Source organism: Micromonospora sp. NPDC049282 (assembly GCF_043197045.1).
GTDB lineage: Bacteria > Actinomycetota > Actinomycetes > Mycobacteriales > Micromonosporaceae > Micromonospora.
The window spans coordinates 1,524-25,679 of record NZ_JBICSL010000023.1; the positions used below are offsets into that span (position 1 = coordinate 1,524).

Annotated in this window: 21 protein-coding genes and 1 pseudogene; 19 read left to right on the forward strand and 3 right to left on the reverse strand. The window is 75.0% G+C overall.

Annotation, left to right across the window (positions count from 1 at the left end; genetic code table 11):
* On the reverse strand, window positions 1-554 hold a 554-nt coding region (locus tag ACGFI2_RS27225), incomplete at its 3' end, for a hypothetical protein (protein ID WP_393522059.1).
* Window positions 555-611: 57 nt separating this feature from the next.
* Here ACGFI2_RS27225 and ACGFI2_RS27230 point away from each other — a divergent pair.
* Both ACGFI2_RS27230 and ACGFI2_RS27235 read left to right on the forward strand, forming a co-directional pair.
* A pseudogene (locus tag ACGFI2_RS27230) lies at window positions 612-1,152 on the forward strand (Replicase polyprotein 1ab); the annotation flags it as partial.
* Between the two features lie 769 nt (window positions 1,153-1,921).
* Window positions 1,922-2,917: an HAD-IIA family hydrolase gene (locus ACGFI2_RS27235; RefSeq protein ID WP_393522204.1), complete on the forward strand. Its 996-nt coding sequence runs from the start codon at window positions 1,922-1,924 to the stop codon at window positions 2,915-2,917.
* 10 nt (window positions 2,918-2,927) lie between these two features.
* On the opposite strand, the gene ACGFI2_RS27240 is transcribed toward ACGFI2_RS27235, so the two are convergent.
* Window positions 2,928-3,263: an SCP2 sterol-binding domain-containing protein gene (locus tag ACGFI2_RS27240; RefSeq protein WP_393522061.1), complete on the reverse strand. Its 336-nt coding sequence runs from the start codon at window positions 3,261-3,263 to the stop codon at window positions 2,928-2,930.
* A 112-nt stretch (window positions 3,264-3,375) separates the two neighbouring features.
* Between ACGFI2_RS27240 and ACGFI2_RS27245 the strand changes: the two genes are divergently transcribed.
* The 13 genes from ACGFI2_RS27245 (at window position 3,376) to ACGFI2_RS27305 (ending at window position 19,260) form a co-directional block, all read left to right on the forward strand.
* On the forward strand, window positions 3,376-3,939 hold the full coding sequence (locus tag ACGFI2_RS27245; RefSeq protein ID WP_393522063.1) for a hypothetical protein: 564 nt from the start codon (window positions 3,376-3,378) through the stop codon (window positions 3,937-3,939).
* On the forward strand, window positions 3,936-4,166 hold the full coding sequence (locus tag ACGFI2_RS27250) for a hypothetical protein (protein ID WP_393522065.1): 231 nt from the start codon (window positions 3,936-3,938) through the stop codon (window positions 4,164-4,166). The genes ACGFI2_RS27245 and ACGFI2_RS27250 overlap by 4 nt, the downstream gene beginning before the upstream one ends.
* A 23-nt stretch (window positions 4,167-4,189) precedes the next feature.
* On the forward strand, window positions 4,190-5,038 hold the full coding sequence (locus tag ACGFI2_RS27255) for a TlyA family RNA methyltransferase (RefSeq protein WP_393522067.1): 849 nt from the start codon (window positions 4,190-4,192) through the stop codon (window positions 5,036-5,038).
* On the forward strand, window positions 5,035-5,919 hold the full coding sequence (locus ACGFI2_RS27260) for an NAD kinase (RefSeq protein ID WP_091070759.1): 885 nt from the start codon (window positions 5,035-5,037) through the stop codon (window positions 5,917-5,919). Before ACGFI2_RS27255 ends, ACGFI2_RS27260 begins: the two co-directional genes overlap by 4 nt.
* Before the next feature lie 455 nt (window positions 5,920-6,374).
* Window positions 6,375-8,132: a DNA repair protein RecN gene (gene recN, locus ACGFI2_RS27265; protein WP_393522069.1), complete on the forward strand. Its 1,758-nt coding sequence runs from the start codon at window positions 6,375-6,377 to the stop codon at window positions 8,130-8,132.
* A 118-nt stretch (window positions 8,133-8,250) separates the two neighbouring features.
* Window positions 8,251-9,429: a putative cytokinetic ring protein SteA gene (gene steA, locus ACGFI2_RS27270; RefSeq protein WP_393522071.1), complete on the forward strand. Its 1,179-nt coding sequence runs from the start codon at window positions 8,251-8,253 to the stop codon at window positions 9,427-9,429.
* A 27-nt stretch (window positions 9,430-9,456) separates the two neighbouring features.
* Window positions 9,457-10,398 carry a copper transporter gene (locus ACGFI2_RS27275; RefSeq protein WP_393522072.1) on the forward strand — a complete coding sequence of 314 codons (942 nt, stop codon included), beginning with the start codon at window positions 9,457-9,459 and terminating at the stop codon, window positions 10,396-10,398.
* Between the two features lie 61 nt (window positions 10,399-10,459).
* Complete coding sequence (locus tag ACGFI2_RS27280) at window positions 10,460-11,323, forward strand: hypothetical protein (RefSeq protein ID WP_393522074.1); 864 nt, start codon at window positions 10,460-10,462, stop codon at window positions 11,321-11,323.
* A 1-nt stretch (window position 11,324) separates the two neighbouring features.
* On the forward strand, window positions 11,325-13,022 hold the full coding sequence (gene murJ, locus ACGFI2_RS27285) for a murein biosynthesis integral membrane protein MurJ (protein WP_393522076.1): 1,698 nt from the start codon (window positions 11,325-11,327) through the stop codon (window positions 13,020-13,022).
* Window positions 13,019-14,152 (forward strand): glycosyltransferase family 4 protein, encoded by a 1,134-nt coding sequence (locus tag ACGFI2_RS27290; RefSeq protein ID WP_393522078.1) that lies wholly within the window; start codon window positions 13,019-13,021, stop codon window positions 14,150-14,152. Before murJ ends, ACGFI2_RS27290 begins: the two co-directional genes overlap by 4 nt.
* The gene (locus tag ACGFI2_RS27295; RefSeq protein ID WP_393522080.1) at window positions 14,152-16,596 is read left to right on the forward strand and encodes a hypothetical protein; all 2,445 of its coding nucleotides are present in this window, start codon (window positions 14,152-14,154) and stop codon (window positions 16,594-16,596) included. Before ACGFI2_RS27290 ends, ACGFI2_RS27295 begins: the two co-directional genes overlap by 1 nt.
* Before the next feature lie 245 nt (window positions 16,597-16,841).
* Window positions 16,842-18,578 (forward strand): CTP synthase, encoded by a 1,737-nt coding sequence (locus tag ACGFI2_RS27300; protein WP_393522082.1) that lies wholly within the window; start codon window positions 16,842-16,844, stop codon window positions 18,576-18,578.
* A gap of 76 nt (window positions 18,579-18,654) precedes the next feature.
* Window positions 18,655-19,260 (forward strand): NUDIX domain-containing protein, encoded by a 606-nt coding sequence (locus ACGFI2_RS27305; RefSeq protein ID WP_393522084.1) that lies wholly within the window; start codon window positions 18,655-18,657, stop codon window positions 19,258-19,260.
* Between the two features lie 65 nt (window positions 19,261-19,325).
* On the opposite strand, the gene ACGFI2_RS27310 is transcribed toward ACGFI2_RS27305, so the two are convergent.
* A complete protein-coding gene (locus ACGFI2_RS27310) occupies window positions 19,326-19,679 on the reverse strand; it encodes a TM2 domain-containing protein (protein ID WP_393522086.1) in 354 nt (117 codons plus the stop codon).
* Window positions 19,680-19,867: 188 nt separating this feature from the next.
* Here ACGFI2_RS27310 and ald point away from each other — a divergent pair, with 188 nt between their 5' ends.
* The 4 genes from ald to ACGFI2_RS27330 all read left to right on the forward strand — a co-directional run bounded on the left by ald (window position 19,868) and on the right by ACGFI2_RS27330 (window position 24,155).
* The gene (gene ald / locus ACGFI2_RS27315) at window positions 19,868-20,983 is read left to right on the forward strand and encodes an alanine dehydrogenase (protein ID WP_393522088.1); all 1,116 of its coding nucleotides are present in this window, start codon (window positions 19,868-19,870) and stop codon (window positions 20,981-20,983) included.
* Entirely contained in the window at window positions 20,980-21,966 is a 987-nt protein-coding gene (locus tag ACGFI2_RS27320; RefSeq protein ID WP_393522207.1) for a site-specific tyrosine recombinase XerD, read from the forward strand. Before ald ends, ACGFI2_RS27320 begins: the two co-directional genes overlap by 4 nt.
* A gap of 171 nt (window positions 21,967-22,137) precedes the next feature.
* Window positions 22,138-23,061, forward strand: coding sequence for a ParA family protein (locus tag ACGFI2_RS27325; RefSeq protein WP_393522090.1), 924 nt, complete (start codon window positions 22,138-22,140; stop codon window positions 23,059-23,061).
* Between the two features lie 41 nt (window positions 23,062-23,102).
* Window positions 23,103-24,155, forward strand: a complete 1,053-nt coding sequence (locus ACGFI2_RS27330) for a segregation and condensation protein A (RefSeq protein WP_393522092.1) — start codon at window positions 23,103-23,105, stop codon at window positions 24,153-24,155.
* Window position 24,156: the final 1 nt, after the last annotated feature.

The following is a 24,156-nucleotide window of genomic DNA, read 5'->3' on the forward strand; positions in this document are numbered from 1 at the left end:
TCCGTGGCGGCGACCGTGACGGTGGTTTCCGCGGTGGTGAGCGTCGTGAGGGCGGTTTCAGCCGTGACAGCCGTTCCGGTGGTGCGCCGGGCGGTGACCGTCGCGAGGGTGGCTTCCGTGGCGGTGACCGTGACGGTGGTTTCCGCGGTGGTGAGCGTCGTGAGGGCGGTTTCAGCCGTGACAGCCGTTCCGGTGGTGCGCCGGGCGGTGACCGCCGTGAGGGCGGCTTCCGCCGTGACGACCGCGAAGGCGGCTACCGGGGCGGTGACCGTCGTGAGGGCTTCGCCGGCGGCGAGCGCCGCGAGGGTGGTTACCGAGGCGGCCGTACCGAGCGGGACGGGGAGCGCCGTGGCTTCGGCGACCGGCCGGAACGGGACGACCGCCGGTCGGGTAGCTACGGCCCGCAGCGTGAGCGCCAGGACGAGCGTGGCGAGGGGCGTACCGGTGAGGCGCCGGACCTGCCGGACGAGGTGCTCGCCAGCGACCTCGACTCGACCGTCCGGGCCGAGTTGCTCTCGCTCGCCAAGCCGGTGGCGGAGACCGTCGCCCGGCACCTCGTCGCGACCGGCCTGGTGATCGACGACGACCCGACGCTGGCGCTGGCGCACGCGATGGCGGCCCGCCGGCTCGCCTCGCGCATCGCCGCCGTCCGGGAGGCGGTCGGGCTGGCCGCCTACCACGCGGGGGAGTGGCAGTCGGCGATCGCCGAGCTGCGGACGTACCACCGGATGACCGGCCTGCAGAGCCACCTGGCGGTCCTGGCCGACTGCGAGCGGGCGCTGGGCCGGCCCGAGCGGGCGATCGACCTGTTCCGCGGCGCGGACCGGGAGAAGCTCGACCAGGCCGTCGCGATCGAGCTGCTGATCGTGGCCGCCGGCGCGCGGGGCGACCTGGGGCAGAAGGACGCGGCCGTGGCGATGCTGCAGGTCCGCGAGCTGACCGCCGAATCGACCGAGCCGTGGGCGGCGCGGCTGCGCTACGCGTACGCCGACGCCCTGCTCGCGGTGGGCCGGCGCGAGGAGGCGCGGGAGTGGTTCTCCCGGGCCGCCGACATCGACTCCGAGGGTGAGACCGACGCCGCCGAGCGGCTGCTGGAACTCGACGGCGTGCTCATCGAGGGCGACGACGAGGACGACGAGCCGGAGGGTGAGGGCGACGCTTCCGCCCCATCGGCCGCGGGCGGCACCGAGGACGATGACGACGACCTCGACGAGGACGATGACCGGGACAGCGACGACGAGGACGATGACGACGACCTCGACGACGAGGACGACGAGGACGACGACGATGACCTCGACGACGAGGACGACGACGACGACCTTGACGACGAGGACGACGACGATGACCTCGACGACGAGGACGACGACGACGACCTTGACGACGAGGACGATGATGACGACCTCGAAGACGAGGGTCGGGACAGCGACCTCGACGAGGACGAGGAGCGCCGCGGGCCGGACGGCGACGACCGAACCGACGCGGCGGGTGCCGGTGACGCGGCTCGGGCCGGGTACCGGGACCGCGATGCCGGCGACCTGGCCGACGACGAGCTGACCGACACCGAGGCCGGCTCGCTCGCGACCGGCGACGCGCCCACCGAGCCGGACCGGGACCTGCCGTCGGTCGACGACGCCCCGGCAGGCGGAAGCCAGGACGGCGGAAGCCAGGCCGCCGACGTCCAGGCCGGCGGGAACCGGGCCGGCGGAGGCCACGCCGCGAACGTCCAGGCCGGCGACGTCCAGGCCGGCGACGTCCAGGCCGGCGACGTCCAGGCCGGCGATGTCCAGGCCGGCGGGGACGAGGCGGCGGAGCGCCGGTGACCGGACAGGCCGCAGGCGACGGCGAGCTGGCAGCCGCCGCCGCCGACGCCGGGGACAGCGGTTCCGGCGCGGATCGCGACCGCGCCGGGACGAACGGGCGGCTGGTCGACGGGTACGCCCTCGTCGCCTTCGACCTCGACGGGGTCATCTACCTGATCGACCGGCCGATCCCCGGCGCGGTCGAGGCGGTCGGTCGGCTGCGTGCGGAGGGGCGGATGGTCGCGTACGCGACGAACAACGCCTCCCGTCGTTCCAGCGAGGTGGCCGACCTGCTCACCGGAATGGGTGTGCCGGCCGAGCCGGCGGAGGTGCTCACCTCCGCGGCCGCCACCGCCGAGCTGCTCGCCGACCGGCTGCCGGCCGGCGCGCCGGTGCTGGTGGTCGGCGCGGAGGCGTTGCGGGCCGAGCTGCGCGCGGTGGGCCTGCGGCCGGTGTCGACGGTCGAGGAGCAACCCGCCGCCGTCGCCCAGGGGTACGGGCCGCAGGTGGGCTGGTCCGACCTGGCCGAGGCGTCCCTGGCGGTGCGGGCGGGTGCGCCCTGGTACGCCACCAACACCGACCGCACGCTGCCCAGCCCGCGCGGGCCGCTGCCCGGTAACGGTTCGCTGGTGGCGGTGCTGCGTACCGCGCTCGACCGGGATCCGGACGTGGTGGTGGGCAAGCCGGAGCCGGCGTTGTTCGCGACGGCGGCCCGCCGTGCCGGAGCCGGCCGGACCCTGGTGGTGGGCGACCGGTTGGACACCGACATCGAGGGCGCCCGACGGGCCGGCCTGGACAGCCTGCTGGTGCTGACCGGGGTCAGCGACGCGGCCGAGTTGCTGGCCGCGCCCGAGTCGCGCCGGCCTGCGTACGTCTCCTTCGACCTGGCCGGGTTGTTCGACCCGCAGGCCGTGGTGGCGGTGCCCGGCCGGCCGCGGAGCGGCGGCTGGTCGGTGACCGAGGCCGGTGGGGAGCTGGTGCTCGACGGCGCGGGACGGCCGTTGGACGCGCTCGGGGCGCTCTGCGCGGTGGCCTGGTCCACGCCGGCCGGACCGCGCGTGCGGGCCGATTCCCCGGCGGCCGCGGAAGCGCTCGCCGCCTTCGGCCTCGGCGGCTGAGCCGGCCCGCTCAGAGCAGCTTGCGGAGCTTCATCAGGTCGAACGGGTTCGCCTTGACGGAAACCCGTCGGGAAGCCACCGCCGACATGATGTCGAGCTTGCCGTGCACCAGGGCGAGCAGGTCGTCGCTGCCGATGCTCAGCCCGATCTTGGCCTTCGGGTCGTCACCGTCGGTCAGGCCGACCAGCCGGCCGCCTTCGAGTCGCCCGTGGAACGCGGTGTCCAGGTCGGTGATCCGGCAGGCCAGCGTGCGGTCGAGGTCGATGCGGCCCTGCGCCTCGACGTGCCGGTCGAGGCGGTCGGCCAGGTCCTGCAACGCCTGCCGGCAGTCGTCCACGCTGGCCACATCGTCTCCTCACCACGCGCCGTACCGTTCCCGGCACCGTACCGCAACGGTGCGTCCCAGGTGCCCGGTAGCGTGGCACCTGCACACCCCCGCCCCGCGGAAGGAATCAGGCATGCAGGACGCGTGGCGCGCCTACCTCGAGCTGGCCATGGGCCTGACCGAGGCGCCCCGGAAGAAGGCGCAGGACACGGTGAAGCGGGTCGTCGGTCAGGGCGGCGCGACGGCCGGGCAGCTCCAGTCGCTCGCCGAGGAACTGGTCGCCACCGGCCTGGCGAATCGGGAGGCGCTGACCAAGCTGGTCCGCTTCGAGGTCGACCGGACCCTCGGCGCCGTCGGGCTGGCCACCGCCGACGAGGTCGCCGAGCTGACCCGCCGGGTGCACGACCTGGAGCGGCAGCTACGTGAGGCCCGCACCGTCCCCGCGCCGGCCGCCGCCGGATCGTCCGCGCCGGCCGGGGCCGATCCGGCCGCGTCCGGGAGCCGGGCCGAGCCCGCGCCGGCCGGGGCGTCCGGCGACGCGCCGGTGACGAAGGCCGTGGCGAAGAGGGCGGTGGCCAAGAAGGCGATCGCGAGGAAGCCCGCCGCGACGGTGGCGCGCACGCCGGCCGACGAGTCGCCCGCCGCGCCGTCCCGGCCGGCGAAGAAGGGCGCCGGCCGCGGACCGGCCGCCTCGTGACCGCGCCCTACCGTCCCGGCCCGCCTCCTGGTGCGCGCCCCGGACCGCCGCCCGGGATCCGCCCGGCGCCGGTCGAGGAGGTGGGCGAGGCTTCGCATCCGGCCGTGGACGCCGCGGTGCGGGGCATGGCCAACGCCGAGGCGCTCGCCCCGGCGGACCAGATCGCCCAGTACGAGGCGGCGTACGAGACGCTGCGAGAGACCCTCGCCACCATCGACCAGGCCTGAGCAGAGGCGGAGAACGGACACCGATGGCTCGTCGTACCCGGCTGGACGCCGAACTCGTCCGGCGTGGCCTGGCCCGCTCCCGTGAGCAGGCTGCCGCGCTGGTGGAGGCCGGCCGCGTCCAGCTGCGCGGAGTGCCCGCCCGCAAGGCGGCCGCCATGGTCGACCCGGCCGACCCGTTGCTGGTCACCGGCGAGGACCCGGCGGAGGACTACGTCTCCCGCGGCGGCCACAAGCTGGCCGGGGCGCTGGCCGCGTTCGCCTCGGGCGGACTGGCCGTGACCGGCCGGCGTTGCCTGGACGCGGGCGCCTCCACCGGCGGCTTCACCGACGTGCTGCTGCGCGCCGGCGCGGCCGAGGTGGTGGCCGTCGACGTCGGGTACGGGCAGCTCGCCTGGCCGCTGCGCACCGACGAGCGGGTCCGGGTCTTCGAGCGCACGAATGTGCGTACCCTCACGCCGGAGGCGATCGGCGGCCCGGTCGACCTGACGGTGGCCGACCTGTCGTTCATCTCGCTGCGTCTGGTGCTGCCGGCGCTGGCCGCCTGCACCGGTCCCGACGGCGACCTGGCGCTGATGGTCAAGCCGCAGTTCGAGGTGGGCAAGGAGCGGGTGGGCGCCGGTGGCGTGGTGCGCGACCCGGCGCTGCGCGCCGAGGCGGTGCTCGACGTGACCGCCGCCGCCGCGCGGCTCGGTCTCGGCCTGGCCGACGTGGCGGCCAGCCCGCTGCCCGGGCCGAGCGGCAACGTCGAGTTCTTCGTATGGTTGCGCCGGGACGCGCCGGCCGCCGACGCCGACCGGGTCCGCGCGGTGGTCGCGGCCGGCCCGCAGGGTGCCGCCGCGACGGCGGCCACGACCGAGGAGGTGTCCGGGTGAGTCGGACCGCGCTGCTGGTGACGCACACCGGCCGTCGACGCAGCACCGAGCACGCCCGTGCGGTGGCCGCCGACCTGATCTCGAACGGCTTCGAGGTACGGGTGGTCGCCGAGGAGGCCGACGACCTCGACCTGCCCGGCGTGGTGCCGGTGACCGGCCCGGAGGCGGCCGAGGGCGCGGAGATCGTGTTCGCGCTCGGCGGGGACGGCACGTTCCTGCGCGCCGCCGAGCTGGCCCGCCCGGCCAAGGCGCCGTTGCTCGGCATCAACCTGGGCAAGGTCGGTTTCCTGGCCGAGGCGGAGATCAACGATCTGGACACCGCGGTGCGTGACGTGGTGGGGCGTAACTACACCGTGGACGAACGCCTGACCCTGGACGTGACCGCCGAGTTCGACGGCGGGCCGACCATCGAGTCGTGGGCGCTCAACGAGATCAGCGTGGAGAAGGGCGAGCGCGCCCAGATGCTGGAGCTGCTCGTCGACGTGGACGGCCGGCCGCTGTCCCGCTACGGCTGCGACGGCGTGGTCTGCGCGACCCCGACCGGCTCCACCGCGTACGCGTTCTCCGGTGGCGGGCCGGTGGTCTGGCCCGAGGTGGAGGCGCTGCTGCTGGTGCCGATCAGCGCGCACGCGCTGTTCAGTCGCCCGCTGGTGACCGCGCCGACCTCCACGTTCGCCATCACCGTCGATCCGTTCACCACGCTCGCGGTGCTCTGCTGCGACGGCCGGCGGGTCTACGACCTGCCGCCCGGCGCCCGGGTCACGGTGCGCCGGGGCGCGTTGCCGGTGCGCATCGTCCGGCTGCGGGCGCGCCCGTTCACCGACCGGCTGGTGGCCAAGTTCGGCCTGCCCGTGCAGGGCTGGCGCGGCAGCCGTCGCTGACCGGCCCGTCAGGACGACCCGGCTCGCCGGGCGGGCGCGTTACGGTGGGCGGTGCGGGCCGCGTCGAGGTGAGTCCGGGCGTGGCGGTGAGGCCCGCCGCTCCCGGATGACGCGCGGCCCGTGGGTCGCGGATCCGACCAGGGGGTGGTCGGGGCCGCGACGGGTCGGGGCGCCGGAGCGTCGCGGCGGGCCGCGACCTGCGGACCGGCGCGCCGTGCCCGGTCGGGTGTCGACCCCGGTCGGGCCGACAGGTCGATGAGCCGCCGCCGGAGGAAGCGGCGGAGCGCGAGCTGGGCGACGACGCGACGTCCGGCGCCCCGACCACCCCGCCCCGGTTCCGGGTGCGCCGATTGCGGGAAAGCGCAGAACGAGTTGCGCGGGTGCGACGCGGTGGTCGTGGCGGGCCACCGTGCCGGCTGGTCAACTGTCACCCGGCGGGGCTACTGTCGGGTGCTGTGCTGGAAGAGCTGCGCATCACCGGACTGGGCGTCATCGAGGACACCACGCTGCCCCTGGCCGGGGGGATGAACGTCATCACCGGCGAGACCGGCGCCGGCAAGACCATGGTGGTGACCGGCCTCGGCCTGCTCTTCGGCGGCCGGGCCGACGCCGGCCGGGTGCGGGCCCAGCCGGGCCGCGCGCTGGTGGAGGGGCGGTTGCGGCTGCGCGGCCGGGTCGCCGAGTCGGTGCACGCCCGCATCGTCGACGCCGGCGGCGAGCCCGACGAGGACGGCTCGCTGCTGCTCAGCCGCAGCGTCACGATCGAGGGCCGGTCCCGGGCCCACCTGGGCGGGCGAAGTATGCCGGTGTCGACGTTGGGCGAGGTCGGTGAGCAGGTACTGGCCGTGCACGGCCAGTCCGACCAGTTGCGCCTGCTGCGCCCGGCGGAGCAGCGGGCCGCGCTCGACCGCTTCGCCGGTTCGGAGCACGAGAAGCTGCTCGACGGGCTGCGCGAGACGTACGGGCGGTGGCGGGCGGTGGTCGACGATCTGGCCGATCGCCGGCGCAACGCCCGCGAGCGCAGCCAGGAGGCCGACCTGCTGCGGCTGGGCCTCGACGAGATCACCCGGGTCGACCCGCAGCCGGGGGAGGACGACGAGCTGAAGGCGGAGGCGCAGCGACTGGAGCACGCCGAGGGGTTGCGCACCGCGGCCCAGGTGGCGCAGCAGTGCGTGGCCGGCGGGGTGGAGGCGACCGACGACACCCCCGACGCGACCGTGCTGCTCGGCACCGCCCGCCGCACCCTGGAGGCGCAGGCCGGCACCGACCCGGCGCTCGGCGAGCTGGCGGCCCGGTTGGAGGAGGCGGCCACGCTGGTCGCCGATGTGGCCGCCGAGCTGTCCGCCTACCTGACCGCGCTGGACGCCGACCCGGCCCGCCTGCAGACGCTCTACGAGCGGCGCGCCGCGCTGCGCGCGCTCACCCGCAAGTACGCCGACGACGTCGACGGCGTGGTGGCCTGGGCCGAGCGGGCCCGGACCCGGCTGTCCGATCTGGACACCTCCGACGAACTGCTGGACGAGTTGGACCGGGAGGCGTCGCGGCTCGCCGGTGAGGTGGGCGACCTCGCCGGGCGGGTCTCCGCGTCGCGGCAGGAGGCGGCCGTGCGCTTCGCCGAACAGGTCACCGTCGAGCTGGCCGGGTTGGCCATGCCGCACGCCCGGATCGAGGTCGCGGTGCTGCCCCGCGCTGCCGGGCGGGCCGAGCCGAGCCTGCCGGTCAACGGCGTCGAGGTGGGCGTCGGCGCGGACGGCGCCGACGAGGTCGAGCTGCGGCTGCTGGCTCACCCGGGCGCGCCGGCGCTGCCGTTGCAGCGGGGCGCCTCCGGCGGTGAGCTGTCCCGGGTGATGCTCGCCATCGAGGTGGTCTTCGCCGGGTCGGGCGGGCCGCCCACGCTGGTCTTCGACGAGGTCGACGCCGGTGTCGGCGGTCAGGCCGCGGTGGAGATCGGCCGGCGGCTGGCCCGGCTGGCCCGCAGCCACCAGGTGCTGGTGGTCACCCACCTGCCGCAGGTCGCCGCGTTCGCCGACCGGCACCTGGTGGTGGCGAAGGACACCGGCGGCGCGGTCACCACCAGCGGGGTGCGGGTGGTGGAGGACACGGAGCGGGCGCGGGAGCTGGCCCGGATGCTCGCCGGTTTGCCGGACTCCGATCTGGGTATCGCCCATGCAGAGGAACTCCTGGCCGTGGCGGCCAAGGAAAGGCGTCCGTGATGCCCCGATTGTGAGCGCAAGCACACCGGGCCGCGTCCCGGTGTGCTTCCCTGGGTAGGCGGCCCTGCTCAGGCATGTCGCGACAGCAGAACCTGCCCCACATGCCAGGATGGTCACGATGCGTCTACCCACACTGCGCCGGACCCGAAACGCGGAACCGGGCTCGATCCTCGGCACCGCGCGCCTCGACCGCCGGACGAAACGGCTTGTCGGTCGCCTGCGCCCCGGTGACATCGCGGTCATCGACCACGTCGACCTGGACCGGGTGGCGGCCGACTCGCTCGTCGCCGTGGGGGTCGCCGCGGTGCTCAACGCCAAGCCGTCGGTCTCCGGGCGCTATCCCAACCTCGGTCCCGAGGTGCTGGTCGCGGCCGGCATCCCACTCCTGGACGACCTCGGCGAGAGCGTCTTCGAGCAGGTGCGTGAGGGCGATCTGGTGCGCATCGAGGGCAACACCGTCTTCGCCGGCGCGGAGCCGGTGGCGCACGGCGCGTTGCAGGACGCCGAGACGGTGGCCAAGTCGATGGCCGACGCCCGGGAGGGCCTGTCGGTGCAGTTGGAGGCGTTCGCCGCCAACACGATGGACTACCTCCGGCAGGAACGCGACCTGCTGCTCGACGGCGTCGGCGTGCCGGAGATCCAGACCCAGGTCCGGGGCCGGCACTGCCTGATCGTGGTCCGGGGCTACGACTACAAGGCCGACCTGGACGTGCTGCGTCCCTACATCCGCGAGTTCAAGCCGGTGCTGATCGGCGTCGACGGCGGGGCCGACGCGCTGGTCGAGGCGGGCTACACCCCCGACATGATCATCGGCGACATGGACTCGGTCACCGACGACGTGCTGCGTTGCGGCGCCGAGGTGATCGTGCACGCCTACCCGGACGGACGGGCGCCGGGCCTGGCCCGGGTCAACGGCCTGGGCGTGCCGGCGATCACGTTCCCGGCGGCGGCCACCAGCGAGGACCTGGCCATGCTGCTGGCCGACGAGAAGGGCGCCTCGCTGCTGGTGGCCGTCGGCACCCACGCCACTCTGGTGGAGTTCCTCGACAAGGGCCGCGGTGGCATGGCGTCGACGTTCCTCACCCGGCTGAAGGTGGGCGGGAAGCTGGTCGACGCCAAGGGCGTCAGCCGTCTCTACCGGCAGAGCATCTCCGGGTCCTCGCTGCTGCTGCTGGTCCTCTCGGCGGTCGCCGCGATGGCCTCCGCGGTGGCGGTCTCCACCGTCGGGAAGGCGTATCTGGGCGTGGTCTCCGAATGGTGGGACAATTTCGTGTTCCAGCTCGGCCAGCTCTTCTAGCTCCCCGACGATCAAGAGGCTGCAAGCGTGATCAACTTCCGCTACCACGTGGTGTCCCTGACCGCGATCTTCCTCGCGCTGGCGATCGGCCTGGTGGTCGGCACCGCCGCCCTCAACGGCCCGGTCGCCGACTCGCTCCGCGAGAACGTCAACGGCCTGCGCAAGGACAACTCGCTGATGCGCCAGTCGGTCAACAGCATGCAGAAGCAGTTGGAGACCGAGGAGGACTTCGCCGCCGAGATGGCGGAGGTCGTCCTGCCCGGCAAGCTGAACGACCGTCGGGTGGTGGTGGTCAGCCTGCCCAGCGGCCGGGACCAGACCGAGGGCGTGGTGAAGATGCTCCGCACCGCCGGCGCCGACGTGACCGGCCGCATCGACGTGCAGGACAAGTTCATCAACCCGGACAGCAACAACAACCTGCTGGAGCTGGCGGTCACCGCGGCCCGTCCGAACAGCGCGCCGTCGACGAACCTGCCCGGCAACGGGCACGGCGTGGAGACCTCCAGCGCGCTGCTGGCCAACGTCCTGCTGGACCGGCCGGCGGGCAGCGCCGCGGTCAGCGAGACCGACCGCCGCACCGTGCTCCAGCAGTACGCCACCGCCGGCTACCTCACCCCGGAGGACAAGATCTCCGGCCCGGCCGAGGCGGTGGTGCTGGTGACCGGCCAGCCGTACGTGGACAAGGACTCGGCGAAGAAGGACGAGTCGGTGGTGAAGATCGCCGACATGTTCGACCGCGCCGGCGCGATCGTGGTCGCCGGCATGGGCTCGACCGGCGGCAACGTGGTGGCCGTGGTCCGCGGCGACCCGACCCTGTCGCAGACCGTCTCCACCGTCGACAACGCCAACACCGTGCAGGGCCAGCTGGTCACCAGCCTCGCCCTCGCCGAGCAGCTGAGCGGCAAGAAGGCCGGCCAGTACGGCGTGGGCGACAACGCGGCGTCGCGGCTGCCTAAACTGCCCCAGTGACCGCGCCGGGCCGTGAGGTCCGTGCCGCGTCGCGTCGAGAGTCCGGATCAGGAGGGGTCGCGTGAGACTGGGTCGGCTGCTGGCCGTGGGCGCGGGGGTGCTGGCCGCCCGCTACGCGCTGCGGGAGGTGCGCGCCTCGCCCAGCGCGCCGGCGCTGGAGCGCACCAACTACCGGGGCCGCACGGTGACCCTGGCCGCCGGCCCGGCCCTGGCCGTGGGCGCCGCCACCGCGGGCGCGCTGGGCGCCGGCAGCGCCCCGGCCGGCGCCGCCGCGCTGTTGGCCGGCGTCGGGGCGGGCGCGGTCGGGCTCTACGACGACGTGGTCGGCGCGCGCCCGGAGCAGAAGGCCGCCAAGGGCTTCGCCGGGCACCTCGCCGCGCTGCGCGAGGGGCGGGTCACCGCCGGGCTGGTCAAGGTCGCCGGCGTGGGCGCGGCCGGGCTGGGAGCCGCGGCGCTGCTCGCGGCCGACGCCCGGGTCGCCGCGCACCCGCGCCGGCAGCGCGCCGGCACCTTCGGCCGCGGGCTCGACGTGCTGCTCGGCGCCGCCGTGGTGGCCGGCACCGCCAACCTCGTCAACCTGCTCGACCTGCGGCCCGGTCGGGCGCTGAAGTCCGGCATGCTGCTCGGCGCGCCGCTGTCCACCGGCCCGTACGGCGGCATCGCGGCGGGCGCCGTCGGCGCGGCCGCCGGGCTGGTGACGGACGACCTGAACGAGCGGGTGATGATCGGCGACAGCGGCGCCAACGCGCTCGGCGCGCTGCTCGGGGTGAGCCTCGCGGCGCGTACCGGGCCGCTGGGGCGCGCCGGTGCGCTGGCCGTGCTCGCCGCGCTCACCGCGGCCAGCGAGAAGGTCAGCTTCACCCAGGTCATCGCGCGGACCCCGGGGTTGCGGCACCTGGACGAGCTGGGTCGGCTCGCCGACTGACGTGACGAAACCGGCACCCCTCGCCGCCGCCGGCCGCGTCGCCGGGGCGGCCGCCCTCATCGCCGTCCTCACCGTGGTCAGCCGCCTCGCCGGCTTCGGCCGTACCGCCGTTTTCACCTGGACGCTGTCCACCAGCGACCTCGGCGGCGCCTACCTGGTGGCCAACTACGTCCCGAACTTCATCTTCGAGATCGTCGCCGGTGGGGCGCTGGCCAGCCTCGTCGTACCGCTGCTGGCCGGCGCCGTCGAGGCGGGTGACCGGCGCGCGGTGGCCGCCACCACGGGCGCGCTGCTGACCTGGACGCTGAGCCTGCTGGTCCCGCTGGCGGTGCTGGTGGCGGTGTTCGCCGACCCGCTGCCGGGGCTGCTGGGCCACGGTCTCAGCGAGGCCCAGCAGGCGTCCGGGGCGCGGATGCTGCGGGTCTTCGCGCCCCAGCTGCCGCTCTACGGCGTGGGCATCGTGCTCACCGGTGTGCTGCAGGCACACCGGCGCTTCGCCTGGCCGGTGATCGCGCCGCTGCTGTCCAGCGTCACCGTGATCGCGGTCTACCTCGGCTTCACCGCGGTCGAGGGGCGGCTGGCCACCATCGGCGAGGCCGGTCGCGGCGGGGAGTTGCTGCTCGCCGGCGGCACCACGCTCGGCGTGCTGGTGCTCTCGCTGTCGCTGCTGGTCCCGCTGCGGCGGCTGAGACTGCGGCCCCGGCCGGGCTACCGGTTCCCGGCCGACGCCCGGGCGCGGGTCGGCGGGCTGGTGGTCGCCGGTGCGGTCACCGTGGCCGCGCAGCAGATCGCCCTGGCCGTCACGCTCAACCAGGTCACCTACGGTCGGACCGCCGACGTGGGCGTGTTCAACCTGGCCCAGACCGTCTACTTCCTGCCCTGGTCGGTGCTGGCGGTGCCGCTCGCGGTGGCCGCGTACCCGACGCTGGTGGCGGCCCGGGCGACCGGCGACGAGCGCGCCTACCGCGACACCCTCGCCCCGGCGGTGCGTCAGGTGGTGCTGTTCAGCATGCTCGGCGCCGCCGCGCTGGCCGGCGCCGCGATCCCGCTCGGGCACTTCTTCTTCGCCGACCCGGTCGACGCGCGCACCGCCGCGGCCGGGATCGCCGGGTTCGCGCCCGGCCTGCTCGGCTACGGCCTGTTCGCGATCCTCACCCGGGCGCTCTACGCGCGCGGCGAGACCCGCGCGGCAAGCGTCGCCACCGCGCTCGGCTGGCTGAGCGTGCCCGCGCTCGCGGTCCTGCTCGCCCAGGCGCTGCCGCTGGCCGACCGGGTGCTCGCGGTGACGCTTGCCACGTCCGCCGGCATGCTGCTGCTCGGCGCGCTGCTGATCGCCGCCGTGCGGCGGGCCGCCGGCCGGGAGGCGCTCGCCGGCCTCGGCCGGGCCGGCGCGGCCGGACTGCTGGCCGCCGTGGTCGCCGCGGCCGGCGGCGCGGCCACCGCCCGGGGTCTCGCCGGCCTGACGGGCGGGACCCCGACGACATTCGAGGCCCTCGTGCAGGGCATGCTGTCCGGGGTCGTGGTCGGTGTCCTGTTCCTCGCCGTCGCCTGGCTGACCGACGCCCGCGACCTGCGGCCGCTGCTCGCGGCCGTGACCCGCCGGCTGCGGCGCCGCCGCCCGGCCGGTGGGGCCGACGGCCCGCCGGCGGATCAGCACCCCGGCGATCGGGGCGACGGAAAGGAGATCGTTTCCTCATGACGGACGCCTCGCCGGCACCGCGCTGGCCCGGGTCGGTCGCCCTGGTGCTCGCCTCCAGCACCGGCGGGGTGGGGCAGCACATCCGCTCCGTCGCCCGAGGGCTGACCGAGGCCGGTGCGTCGGTGCTGGTCTGCGGCCCGGCCGCCACCCAGGACCAGTTCGACTTCACCGGCGCGGGCGCCCGGTTCACCCCGGTGGAGATCCCGGCCAACCCCACCCCCGGGGACGCCCGGGCGGTCACCGCGCTGCGCCGGGCGCTGGCGGAGACGCCGGTCGACGTGGTGCACGCGCACGGGCTGCGCGCGGGCCTGGTCGCCGCGCTCGCCCGCCCCGCCGTCCCGCTGGTGGTGACCTGGCACAACGCGGTCCTCGCCGGCGGTCTGCGGGGCGCGCTGTCCCGGCTGGTCGAGCGGGTCGTCGCGCGGTCCGTCCGGGTCGCGCTGGGCGCCTCCGCCGACCTGGTCGACCGGGCGGCCGCGCTGGGCGCCGGCGACGCCCGGCTGGCCCCGGTGGCCGCGCCGACACTGCCCGCGCCGCGCCGCCGTCGCGCCGCGGTGCGCGCCGAGTTCGGCGTGACCGGCGACCGTCCGTTGATCCTCTCGGTGGGCCGGCTGCACCCGCAGAAGCGGTACGACGTGCTGATCGACGCCGCCGCCCGGTGGCGTACCCGGACCCCCGCCCCGGCGGTGGTGATCGCCGGCAGCGGACCCGCCTACCTGCCGCTGGCCGCGCGGATCTCGGCGGCCCGCGCCCCGGTGACCCTGCTCGGGCACCGCACCGACGTGGCGGACCTGCTGACCGGCGCCGACCTGGCGGTGGTCACCAGCGACTGGGAGGCCCGCCAGTTGTTCGCGCAGGAGGCGCTGCGCGCCGGCGTGCCGCTGGTCGCGACCGCCGTCGGTGGCCTGCCGGAGCTGGTCGGCGACGGCGCGGTGCTGGTCCCGCCCGGGGACGTGGACGCCGTCGACACGGCGGTGTGTGAACTGCTCGACGACGCCTCGCGCCGCGCCGAGCTGGGCCGTCGGGGGGCGGCCCGGGCCGCGAGCTGGCCCACCGAGGCGGACACCGTGGCCGCGCTCGCCGAGCTGTACGCCGAGCTGACGCCGCAGCGCGCACCGGGAAACCGCTGATGCTGCGCAGACTGACCCCGGTGCTGCTGACCCTGATGGTGGTGGCGCTGGGCATCACGGCGCTGGCCGCCCGCCCGGACGACGGCACGCCCCGGCGCAGCGCCGACTTCGTGGTGCTGGTCGGCGCGGCGGGCCTGCGCTGGGACGACGTGGACCCGCAGAACACCCCGACGTTGTGGAAGATGGCCGAGCAGGGCGCGATCGGCTCCCTGTCGGTGCGCTCCGCACACCGCCCCACCTGCCCGGTGGACGGCTGGCTGACCCTCGGCGCCGGCAACTTCGCCGCCTGGAACGGCAGCCGCCCGGGTGGGGGCTGCCCGGCCAGCGGGGTGACCGTCGAGGAGCCGGACGGCATCGGCGCCAACCTGCCCGACCAGCCCGGCGTCGTCGCCTACAACCAGGACAAGCTGGCCTGGGGCGCCACGCCGGGCGCGCTGGCCGAGTCGGTGCGCTGCTCGGTGGCGGTCGGTCCGGGCGCCGCGGTGGCCGCCGCCCGCCCGTTCGGCCGGGTCGACCGGTACGAGTCGACGCTGCCCGACGACCCGGCGGAGCTGCTCGGCTCCTGCGTGCTGAGCGTCGTCGACGTGGGCACCGTCGACGACGACGACCCGGCGGTACGGGCCGCGCAGGCGCGTCAGGCCGACACCCGGCTCGCCCGGGTGCTCGCCGCCCGGCCACCGCGCTCGCTGGTGCTGGTGGCCGGCGTCTCGGACACCGACTACCCGGCCCGGCTGCACGTCGCGGTGGCGGACGGCCCCGGTTGGGACGGTGGCTGGCTGACCTCGCCGAGCACCGGCCGGGCCGGCTACCTGCAACTGGTCGACCTGGCGCCGACCGCGCTCGCCGCGCTGGGCCGGCCGATGCCGGAGCGGCTCTTCCTCGGCCGGCCCGCGATGACCGTCGACGACCGGCCGGACGACCTGCGGACCGCGATCGCGGCGCCGGCCGACGCCGACCGGGAGGCCGCCGCCCAACGTCGGGTCGCCGGCTGGTTCTTCACGCTGCTCGCCGCCGCCCAGATGGCGCTCGCGGTGGCGGTGCTGCCGCTGTTGCGCCGGGCCCGCCGGCTCGCCGGCCCGCACTCGCCGGCGCCGGTGTCCCGGCGGGTGGTGGCCGTGGTGGAGCTGCTGCTGATCGCCGCCGCGCTGGCCGTGCCGGCGGCGCTGCTGGCCGACGCGGTGCCCTGGTGGCGCGGGCAGCACGCCGGCTGGTGGTTCGCCTCGGTGACCGCGCTGCTCATCGTCGGTGGCACCGCCGCGGTCCGGTTCACCCCCGGGCACGACCGCACGCTCGGGCCGCTCGGCGCGGTCGCCGGGCTGGCCACCCTGGTGGTCGGCGTGGACGTGCTCACCGGTTCCCGGCTGCAACTCAACGGGGTGGTCGGCTACTCCGCCCTGGAGGGCGGCCGGTACGCCGGGCTGGGCACCGTGGGCCTGGGCGTGTTCATCGCCGGGTCGCTGCTGTGCGGCGGATGGCTGGCCCAGCGGGTACGCCGCGGCTGGCGCCCGGCCGTCCTGGTGGCGGTGGGCGGCGCGGCCGTGGTGATCGTGGGCAGCCCCTACCTGGGCGCCGACTCGATCGGCGCGATCGCGTTGACCGCCGGGGTGAGCGTCGCGGCGGCGATCTGCGCCGGCGGCTGGTTGACCGTCAGCCGGCTGGCCTGGGCCACCATGGCCGGGCTGGCCGTGACGATCGGCTTCGCCCTGGTGGACCTGGATCGGCCGGCGGCCGAGCGGGGCAGCGTGGGCCGGTTCCTGGCCGCGCTCGGCGACGGCACCGGCGGGCTGACCGTGCACCGCTCCAGCACCTCGAACTTCCAGACGCTGGTGAACAGCCCACTGACCGTGCTGGCCCTGGCCGGGGCGGCGCTGGTCTGGCTGGCGCTGCTGCAGCCGTGGGGCGGGCTGCTGCGGCTGTTCGGCATCTACCCGGCGATCCGGGCGGCGATGGCCGGCACCGGGGTGGCGGCCGGGCTCGGCGGCGTGCTGGGCGGGTCGGCGCTGGACGTGGCCGGTGCGGCGGCCGCCCTGGTGGTGCCGATGGCGGCCCTGGCCGCGTTGCGGGTGCTCGACCACTCCACCGACCGCACCGTGCCCGACGGCGGGCGGGGCGGGGGAGAGGGCGGCGCGGCGAGACCGTCCGGTTCCGGCGGCGCGGACCCGTCGGGTGGGCCGGGCCCGGGTGCCCGGGACCCGGCGGGCCGGCCCGGTCCCGGCGGCGCGGACGTGCCGGGTGGTGACGCGGTGCCGGCCGGTCCGGCCGGGTCCGCCGAGGGCGGGAGCACGGGTGCCCCGTCCGGTGGAACCGACCGGCCCGGTGGGGACGGCGCCGCGTCGGGACGTCCGGCCGGCCCGGCCGCGGGAACGACGCCGGGTGGCGTGGCCACCCGTCCCCGGATACCCGGCCAGGCGCCGCCGGCGTCGACCGAGTCGAGCGTCCGCTGACCGGTCGCCGCCGGGCCGGCGACCGGCGCACCGGCCCGGCGAGGTGGCGGGGTTCGACGGGCCGCTGTCCCGGCCGTTCCGGCGTAACGGAGACGGCCACGAGCGCCGGAAAACGGGCCGGCAGCGGGTGCGACGCCAGCTCACGGTCCGGAAGGTGTTACCGTGGAATCCCGTGGATCGCGTGATCACTTGGCTGATCGGCACGGCGGTTCGCACGACCGCTACGGACGACACGGGAGCAGGCCTTGGCCCCTTCAGCACGGACGACCAGGCACATTTTCGTCACCGGGGGAGTCGCCTCCTCGCTGGGTAAGGGCCTCACCGCCTCCAGCCTCGGCAACCTGCTGACCGCGCGCGGCCTGCGCGTGGTCATGCAGAAGCTCGACCCGTACCTGAACGTCGATCCCGGCACGATGAACCCGTTCCAGCACGGCGAGGTGTTCATCACCGAGGACGGGGCCGAGACCGACCTCGACGTCGGCCACTACGAGCGGTTCCTCGACCGGGATCTCTCCGGCAAGGCGAACGTCACCACCGGGCAGATCTACTCGGCGGTGATCGCCAAGGAGCGGCGCGGGGAATACCTCGGCGACACGGTCCAGGTCATCCCGCACATCACCAACGAGATCAAGGCCCGGATCCTCGGCATGGCCGACCCGGACGCCGGCGGCCAGGTGCCCGACGTGGTGATCACCGAGGTGGGTGGCACCGTCGGCGACATCGAGTCGTTGCCGTTCCTGGAGTCGATCCGCCAGATCCGGCACGACCTGGGCCGGGACAACTGCTTCTACCTGCACGTGTCGCTGGTGCCCTACCTGGCGCCCTCCGGCGAGCTGAAGACCAAGCCGACGCAGCACTCGGTGGCGCAGTTGCGCAGCATCGGCATCCAGCCCGACGCGTTGGTGCTGCGCTGCGACCGGGAGATCCCGGACAAGGTCAAGGAGAAGCTGTCGCTCTACTGCGACGTCGACCGGGAGGCGGTCACCGCCGCCCCGGACGCGCCCAGCATCTACGACATCCCGAAGGTGCTGCACCGCGAGGGCCTCGACGCGTACGTGGTGCGCCGGCTCGGCCTGTCGTTCCGCGACGTCGACTGGACCAGCTGGGACGACCTGCTGGAGCGGGTGCACCAGCCGCGCCACACCGTCACCGTCGCCCTGGTGGGCAAGTACGTCGACCTGCCCGACGCGTACCTGTCGGTGAGCGAGGCGATCCGGGCGGCCGGGTTTGGTCACCGGGCCCGGGTGCAGCTCAAGTGGGTGCCCAGCGATGAGTGCGTCACCCCGGCCGGCGCGGCCGCCGCCCTGGCCGGCGTCGACGGCATCGTGATCCCCGGCGGTTTCGGGGTGCGCGGCATCGAGGGCAAGGTCGGCACCGCCCGCTACGCCCGGGAGAACGGCATCCCGCTGCTCGGCCTCTGCCTCGGCCTGCAGTGCATGACCATCGAGGTGGCCCGCCACCTGGCCAACCTCGACGGGGCGAACTCGCTGGAGTTCGACGAGGAGGCCGTGCACCCGGTCATCGCCACCATGGCCGACCAGGAGGACATCGTGGCCGGCCGCGGCGACCTGGGCGGCACCATGCGGCTCGGGGCGTACCCGGCGACGCTGGCCGAGGGCTCGATCGTCGCCGAGGCGTACGGCAGCACCGAGGTCAGCGAGCGGCACCGGCACCGGTACGAGGTGAACAACGCCTACCGTGACCAGCTCACCAAGGCCGGCCTGACCATCTCCGGCACCTCGCCGGACGGCCGGCTCGTCGAGTTCGTCGAGCTGGACCGCACCCAGCACCCGTTCTTCGTGGCCACCCAGGCGCACCCGGAGCTGAAGAGCCGCCCCACCCGCCCGCACCCGCTGTTCGCGGCGTTCGTGGGCGCCGCGGTCGCGTACTCGGAGGCCGACCGGCTCCCGGTGGACCTGGACGGCCCGGCGGACGCCGCCGGGAAGAAGCCCGGCCGCGCGGCGAAGGCGACCGCGAAATGAGCGGGCGTGGCGAGCGAACCGTCCGGCCCGGCGGCGCGGCGCCGCGCGCCGCCGCCGAGCGTGGCGGGGAGGCGGCGTGAGCGGCGTCGAGCACCGGTACGAGGTGACGGCGCGTCGCGACGTCTGGTCCGGCCGGATCTTCTCGGTGGTCAGCGACGACGTGACCATGCCCGGCGGCGGCACCGCGACCCGCGACTACGTCCGGCACGTGGGCGCGGTGGCCGTGGTGGCGCTCGACGACGCCGGCCAGGTGGTGCTGATCCGGCAGTACCGGCACCCGGTCGGCCGGCACCTCTGGGAGCTGCCCGCCGGGCTGATGGACGTCAGCGGCGAGGACCTGGCCGTCGCGGCGACGCGGGAGCTGGCCGAGGAGGCCGACCTGACCGCGGGGCGCGTCGACGTGCTTGTCGACCTGCACAGCTCGCCGGGCTTCTCCGACGAGGTGATCCGGGTCTTCCTGGCCCGCGACCTCGCCGAGGTGCCGGCGGCGCAGCGGCACGACCGGCGCGACGAGGAGGCCGACCTCCAGGTGGTCCGCGTCGACCTGGACGAGGCGGTCCGGATGGTCCTGGCCGGTGAGATCACCAACGCGCCCTGCGTGGCGGGCCTGCTCGCCGCCGCCCGAGCCCGGGAGACCGGCTTCACCGAGCTGCGTCGCCCGGAGGCGCCGCTGCCCCGCTGATCGGGAACCGACGACGAAAGGGGCCGTGCGGCGTGCGCCGCGCGGCCCCTTTTCCGTGCCCCCGCTCAGTCGCGCAGCGGGCGCCCCTGGCCGTCGACGCCGCCGTTGACCAGGAGCAGGATGCCGTCGACGAGGCCCCAGACCGCGCCGAAGCCACAGGTCACGATCGTGACGACGAGCTGGATCACCGCGGTCTTGGTGTCGCCGATGTAGAACCGGCCGGCGCCGAAGCCGCCGAGGAGGATCTGGAGGATGCCCGCGACGACCTTGCTCTTGTCCGAGACGCCCTGCGGGTACTGCTGGTAAGGAGTGGTCATGAGCGGACACCCTAGTGATCCACTCGCGTCCTGTCCGCATCGGCACCCCGACGGTGCGAGGTATTTACCGAAGTCTGTCCTGTCGGCTGACGGCGTCTCCACCGGCCGGCCCGGTCCATGCCTGACACTCCGTCAGCACCACCGGGCACCGGATGTCACTGTGTTGGCGTCCCCGGGTCTCCCGCACGCCTAGACTGCCGCCGGCGGGACCGGTGGACCGCGTCGGCAACGGAGCCGGCGTGGCGCCGTGCTGCCGGGGGTGAGCCGCCCCGGAGGAAGGTGTCTGCATCGTGAAGGTCGGAATCCCCCGCGAGGTCAAGAACCACGAGTACCGGGTGGCGATCACGCCGGCGGGCGTCAACGAGTTCACCCGCCACGGCCACGAGGTCTTCGTCGAGGCGGGCGCCGGGGTCGGCTCCAGCCTCACCGACGACGAGTTCGCCGCCGCCGGCGCGAAGATCCTGGCCACCGCCGACGAGGTCTGGGACACCGCCGAGCTGGTGCTCAAGGTCAAGGAGCCGATCGCCGAGGAGTACCACCGGATGCGCGAGGGGCAGGTGCTCTTCACCTACCTGCACCTGGCCGCCTCCCGCGAGTGCACCGACGCGCTGGTCGACCGGAAGGTCACCGGCATCGCGTACGAGACGGTCGAGCTGCCCGACCGGTCGCTGCCGCTGCTCGCCCCGATGTCCGAGGTGGCCGGCCGGCTCGCCCCGCAGGTCGGCGCGTTCTACATGATGCGCACCGGCGGTGGCCGGGGTGTGCTGCCCGGCGGCGTCTCCGGCGTGTACGCGGCCAAGACCGTGGTCATCGGCGCCGGCGTGTCCGGCCTGAACGCCGCCGCCATCGCGCTGGGCCTGCAGTCCGAGGTGCTGCTGCTGGACAAGAACGTGGCCCGCCTCCGCTCCGCCGACGCCATCTACCGGGGCCACCTGCAGACCGTCGCCTCCAACGCGTACGAGATCGAGCGGGCCGTGCTGGACGCGGACCTGGTCATCGGCGCGGTGCTGGTGCCCGGCGCGAAGGCCCCGAAGCTGATCTCCAACGAGCTGGTCGCCCGGATGAAGCCGGGCAGCGTGCTCGTCGACATCGCCATCGACCAGGGCGGCTGCTTCGAGGACTCGCGCCCGACCACGCACGCCGACCCGGTCTACAAGGTGCACGACTCGATCTTCTACTGCGTGGCGAACATGCCCGGCGCGGTGCCGAACACCAGCACCTACGCGCTGACCAACGTCACCCTGCCGTACGCCCTCGAACTGGCCAACCAGGGCTGGCGGGGGGCGCTGCGGGCCGACCCGGCGCTGGCCCTGGGTCTGAACACCCACGACGGCAAGGTGGTCTACGGTCCGGTCGCCGAGGCGCACGGCATGGACGTGCTGCCGCTGGCCGAGGTGCTGAGCTGACCGAGACGGCGCACCGGGCCGGCGCGCAACCCGCGCCGGCCCTGCGCCGGGCGGTCCGCGGCTACCTGGACCACCTCACCGTCGAACGTGGGCTGTCCGGCAACACGCTCGCCTCGTACCGCCGGGACCTGGACCGCTACCTCACCACCCTCGCCGACGCCGGGGTGACCGACCTGGCCGCCGCCGGCCCGGGCGAGGTCGAGGCCCACCTGGCCCGGCTGCGCGCCGGCGACGACGACCACCCGCCGCTCGCCGTCTCGTCCACCGCACGGGCCGCCAGCGCGGTACGCGGCCTGCACCGCTTCGCGCTGCGCGAGGGTCTCACCGGCGCCGACCCGGGCCGCGACGTCCGCCCACCCACGCCGCCGCGCCGGCTGCCCCGGGCGCTGCCGGTCGACGCCGTCCTGCGGCTGCTGGAGGCCGCCGGCCCGACCGGGGCGGCCGGCGACGCCGCGCCGCGCGCGCTGCGCGACCGGGCGCTGCTGGAATTCCTGTACGGCACCGGCGCGCGCATCTCCGAGGCGGTCGGCGCGGCCGTCGACGACCTCGACCTGGACGCCGGGACCGTGCTGCTGCGCGGCAAGGGCGGCCGGACCCGCCTCGTCCCGGTCGGTGGGTACGCCGCCGACGCGGTCCGCGCCTGGCTGGTCCGCGGCCGGCCGGCGTTGCTCGCCGCCGGGCGGGGCACCCCGGCGCTGTTCGTGAACGCCCGCGGCGGACCGCTCACCCGGCAGGGCGCCTGGGGCGTGCTGCGCGCCGCCGCCGAGCGCGCCGGGCTGCCGGTCGACGGGCCCGAGTCGGTCTCCCCGCACACGCTGCGCCACTCGTACGCCACCCACCTGCTCGACGGCGGCGCGGACGTGCGGGTGGTGCAGGAGCTGCTCGGCCACGCGTCGGTGACCACCACCCAGGTGTACACGTTGGTCACGGTGGAACGGTTGCGCGAGGTGTACGCCACCGCCCACCCGCGCGCCATCGGGTGAGCGCGACCGGCCGACACGCCGACCCGCTACCGACCCTGCCGCTGGCCGGTGGCGTACAGTCGGCATCGGCGCGGGCCTCCAGGTGCGACGGACCGGGGGTGCGCAGCGGCGCCGCGAGGGACGTCGGACGGCTCCGACGCCAGGTGGTCGTCGGGAGGGGGCAACGAGGACATGGCAGGAAACGGTGACCGTGCCGAGACCTGGACGTCGGAGCTCCGTGAGCAGCAGGCGACGCTCGGCGCCGACCTCGGCCCCGCCGACCCGGCCGCCTACACGATGCGCAAGCCGATCCCCGAGCCGATGCCGACGGACCGGCACGGCCCGGCCCGGATCATCGCGATGGCCAACCAGAAGGGTGGCGTCGGCAAGACCACGACCACCATCAACCTCGGCGCCGCGCTCGCGGAGTACGGCCGCAAGGTGCTCCTGGTCGACTTCGATCCGCAGGGCGCCCTCTCCGTCGGGCTGGGCGTCAACCCGCACAACCTCGACCTGTCGGTCTACAACCTGCTCATGCAGGACGACGTCACCGCCGAGGACGTCCTGATCAAGACCGACGTGGCCGGGCTGCACCTGCTGCCGGCCAACATCGACCTCTCCGCCGCCGAGATCCAGCTCGTCAACGAGGTCGCCCGGGAGATGGCCCTGGCCCGGGTGCTGCGCACCGTCCGCAAGGAATACGACTTCATCCTGATCGACTGCCAGCCCTCGTTGGGCCTGCTGGCGATCAACGCGCTGACCGTCGCGCACGGCGTGCTCATCCCGCTGGAGTGCGAGTTCTTCAGCCTGCGCGGCGTGGCGCTGCTGCTGGACACGATCGACAAGGTGCGTGAGCGGCTCAACTTCGACCTGGAGCTGGAAGGCATCCTCGCCACCATGTACGACAGCCGCACCACGCACTGCCGCCAGGTGCTGCAGCGGGTGGTGGAGGCGTTCGGCGACAAGGTCTACCAGACCGTCATCACCAAAACCGTGAAGTTCCCCGAGTCGACGGTGGCCGGCGCGCCCATCACCACCCTCGACCCGGCCTCCTCCGGCGCGCGCAACTATCGGCAGCTCGCCCGAGAGGTGATCGCCGCCGAGACGGACCGGTAGGGCGTACGCCACCCGCCTGCCGCGTCGACTACGGTTTCCCGGTGACCGCACCGCCTCTCGACCCGCCGCACGGCACCGGCGACCCCGCCGCGACCGCCGAGGTCGACGGGATCGCGCCCAGCGGCTTCACGGTCCGGCTGGACAACTTCACCGGCCCGTTCGACCTGCTGCTCCAGCTGATCAGCAAGCACAAGCTGGACGTCACCGAGGTCGCCCTGCACAAGGTCACCGACGAGTTCATCGCCTACCTGCGGGCCATGGGCGACCAGTGGGACCTGGACGAGACAAGCGAGTTCCTGCTGGTCGCCGCCACCCTGCTCGACCTCAAGGCGGCCCGGCTGCTGCCCTCGGCCGAGGTGGAGGACGAGGAGGACCTGGCGCTGCTGGAGGCGCGGGACCTGCTCTTCGCCCGGCTGTTGCAGTACAAGGCGTACAAGGAGGCGGCGGCGCACATCGCCGAGCTGGAAGCGGTCGGCGGCCGGCGCTACCCGCGCGCCGTCACCCTGGAACCCCGGTACGCCGAGGCGCTGCCCGACCTGGTGCTCGGCATCGGCCCGCAGCGACTGCTCAAGCTCGCGGTGAAGGCGATGAGCCCGAAGCCGGTGCCCGAGGTGTCCATCGCCCACGTGCACATGGTCCGGGTCAGTGTCCGGGAACACGCCGGCGTCATCGCCGACCGGCTGCGCCGCGTCGGTGTCGCCACCTTCTCGCTGCTCTGCGCCGACTGCGAGATGACGCTGGAGGTGGTGGCCCGATTCCTCGCGCTGCTGGAGCTGTACCGGCAGGGCCTGGTCGCGTTCGTGCAGGAACAGGCGCTGGAGGAGCTGACGGTCCGCTGGACCGGACCCGCCGACGGCGAGGCCGAGCTGACCGTCGACGAGTACGCCGGCTCCCCGGAGCCGGCCGACACCGGTGCCGGCGCGTCCGGACCGGATGCCGCACCCGCCCCCGGCGGGCCCGACGACGGCGCGTTCGCCGAGGCGGCTCCCGCCGACGCCGCCGTCCGGGCCGCTGACGGCAGCCCGCCCGCCGCCTCCGCCGCCGCTGACTCGCGCCGCGAGGCGGCGGACACGACCGCACCTACGCAGGAGTGAC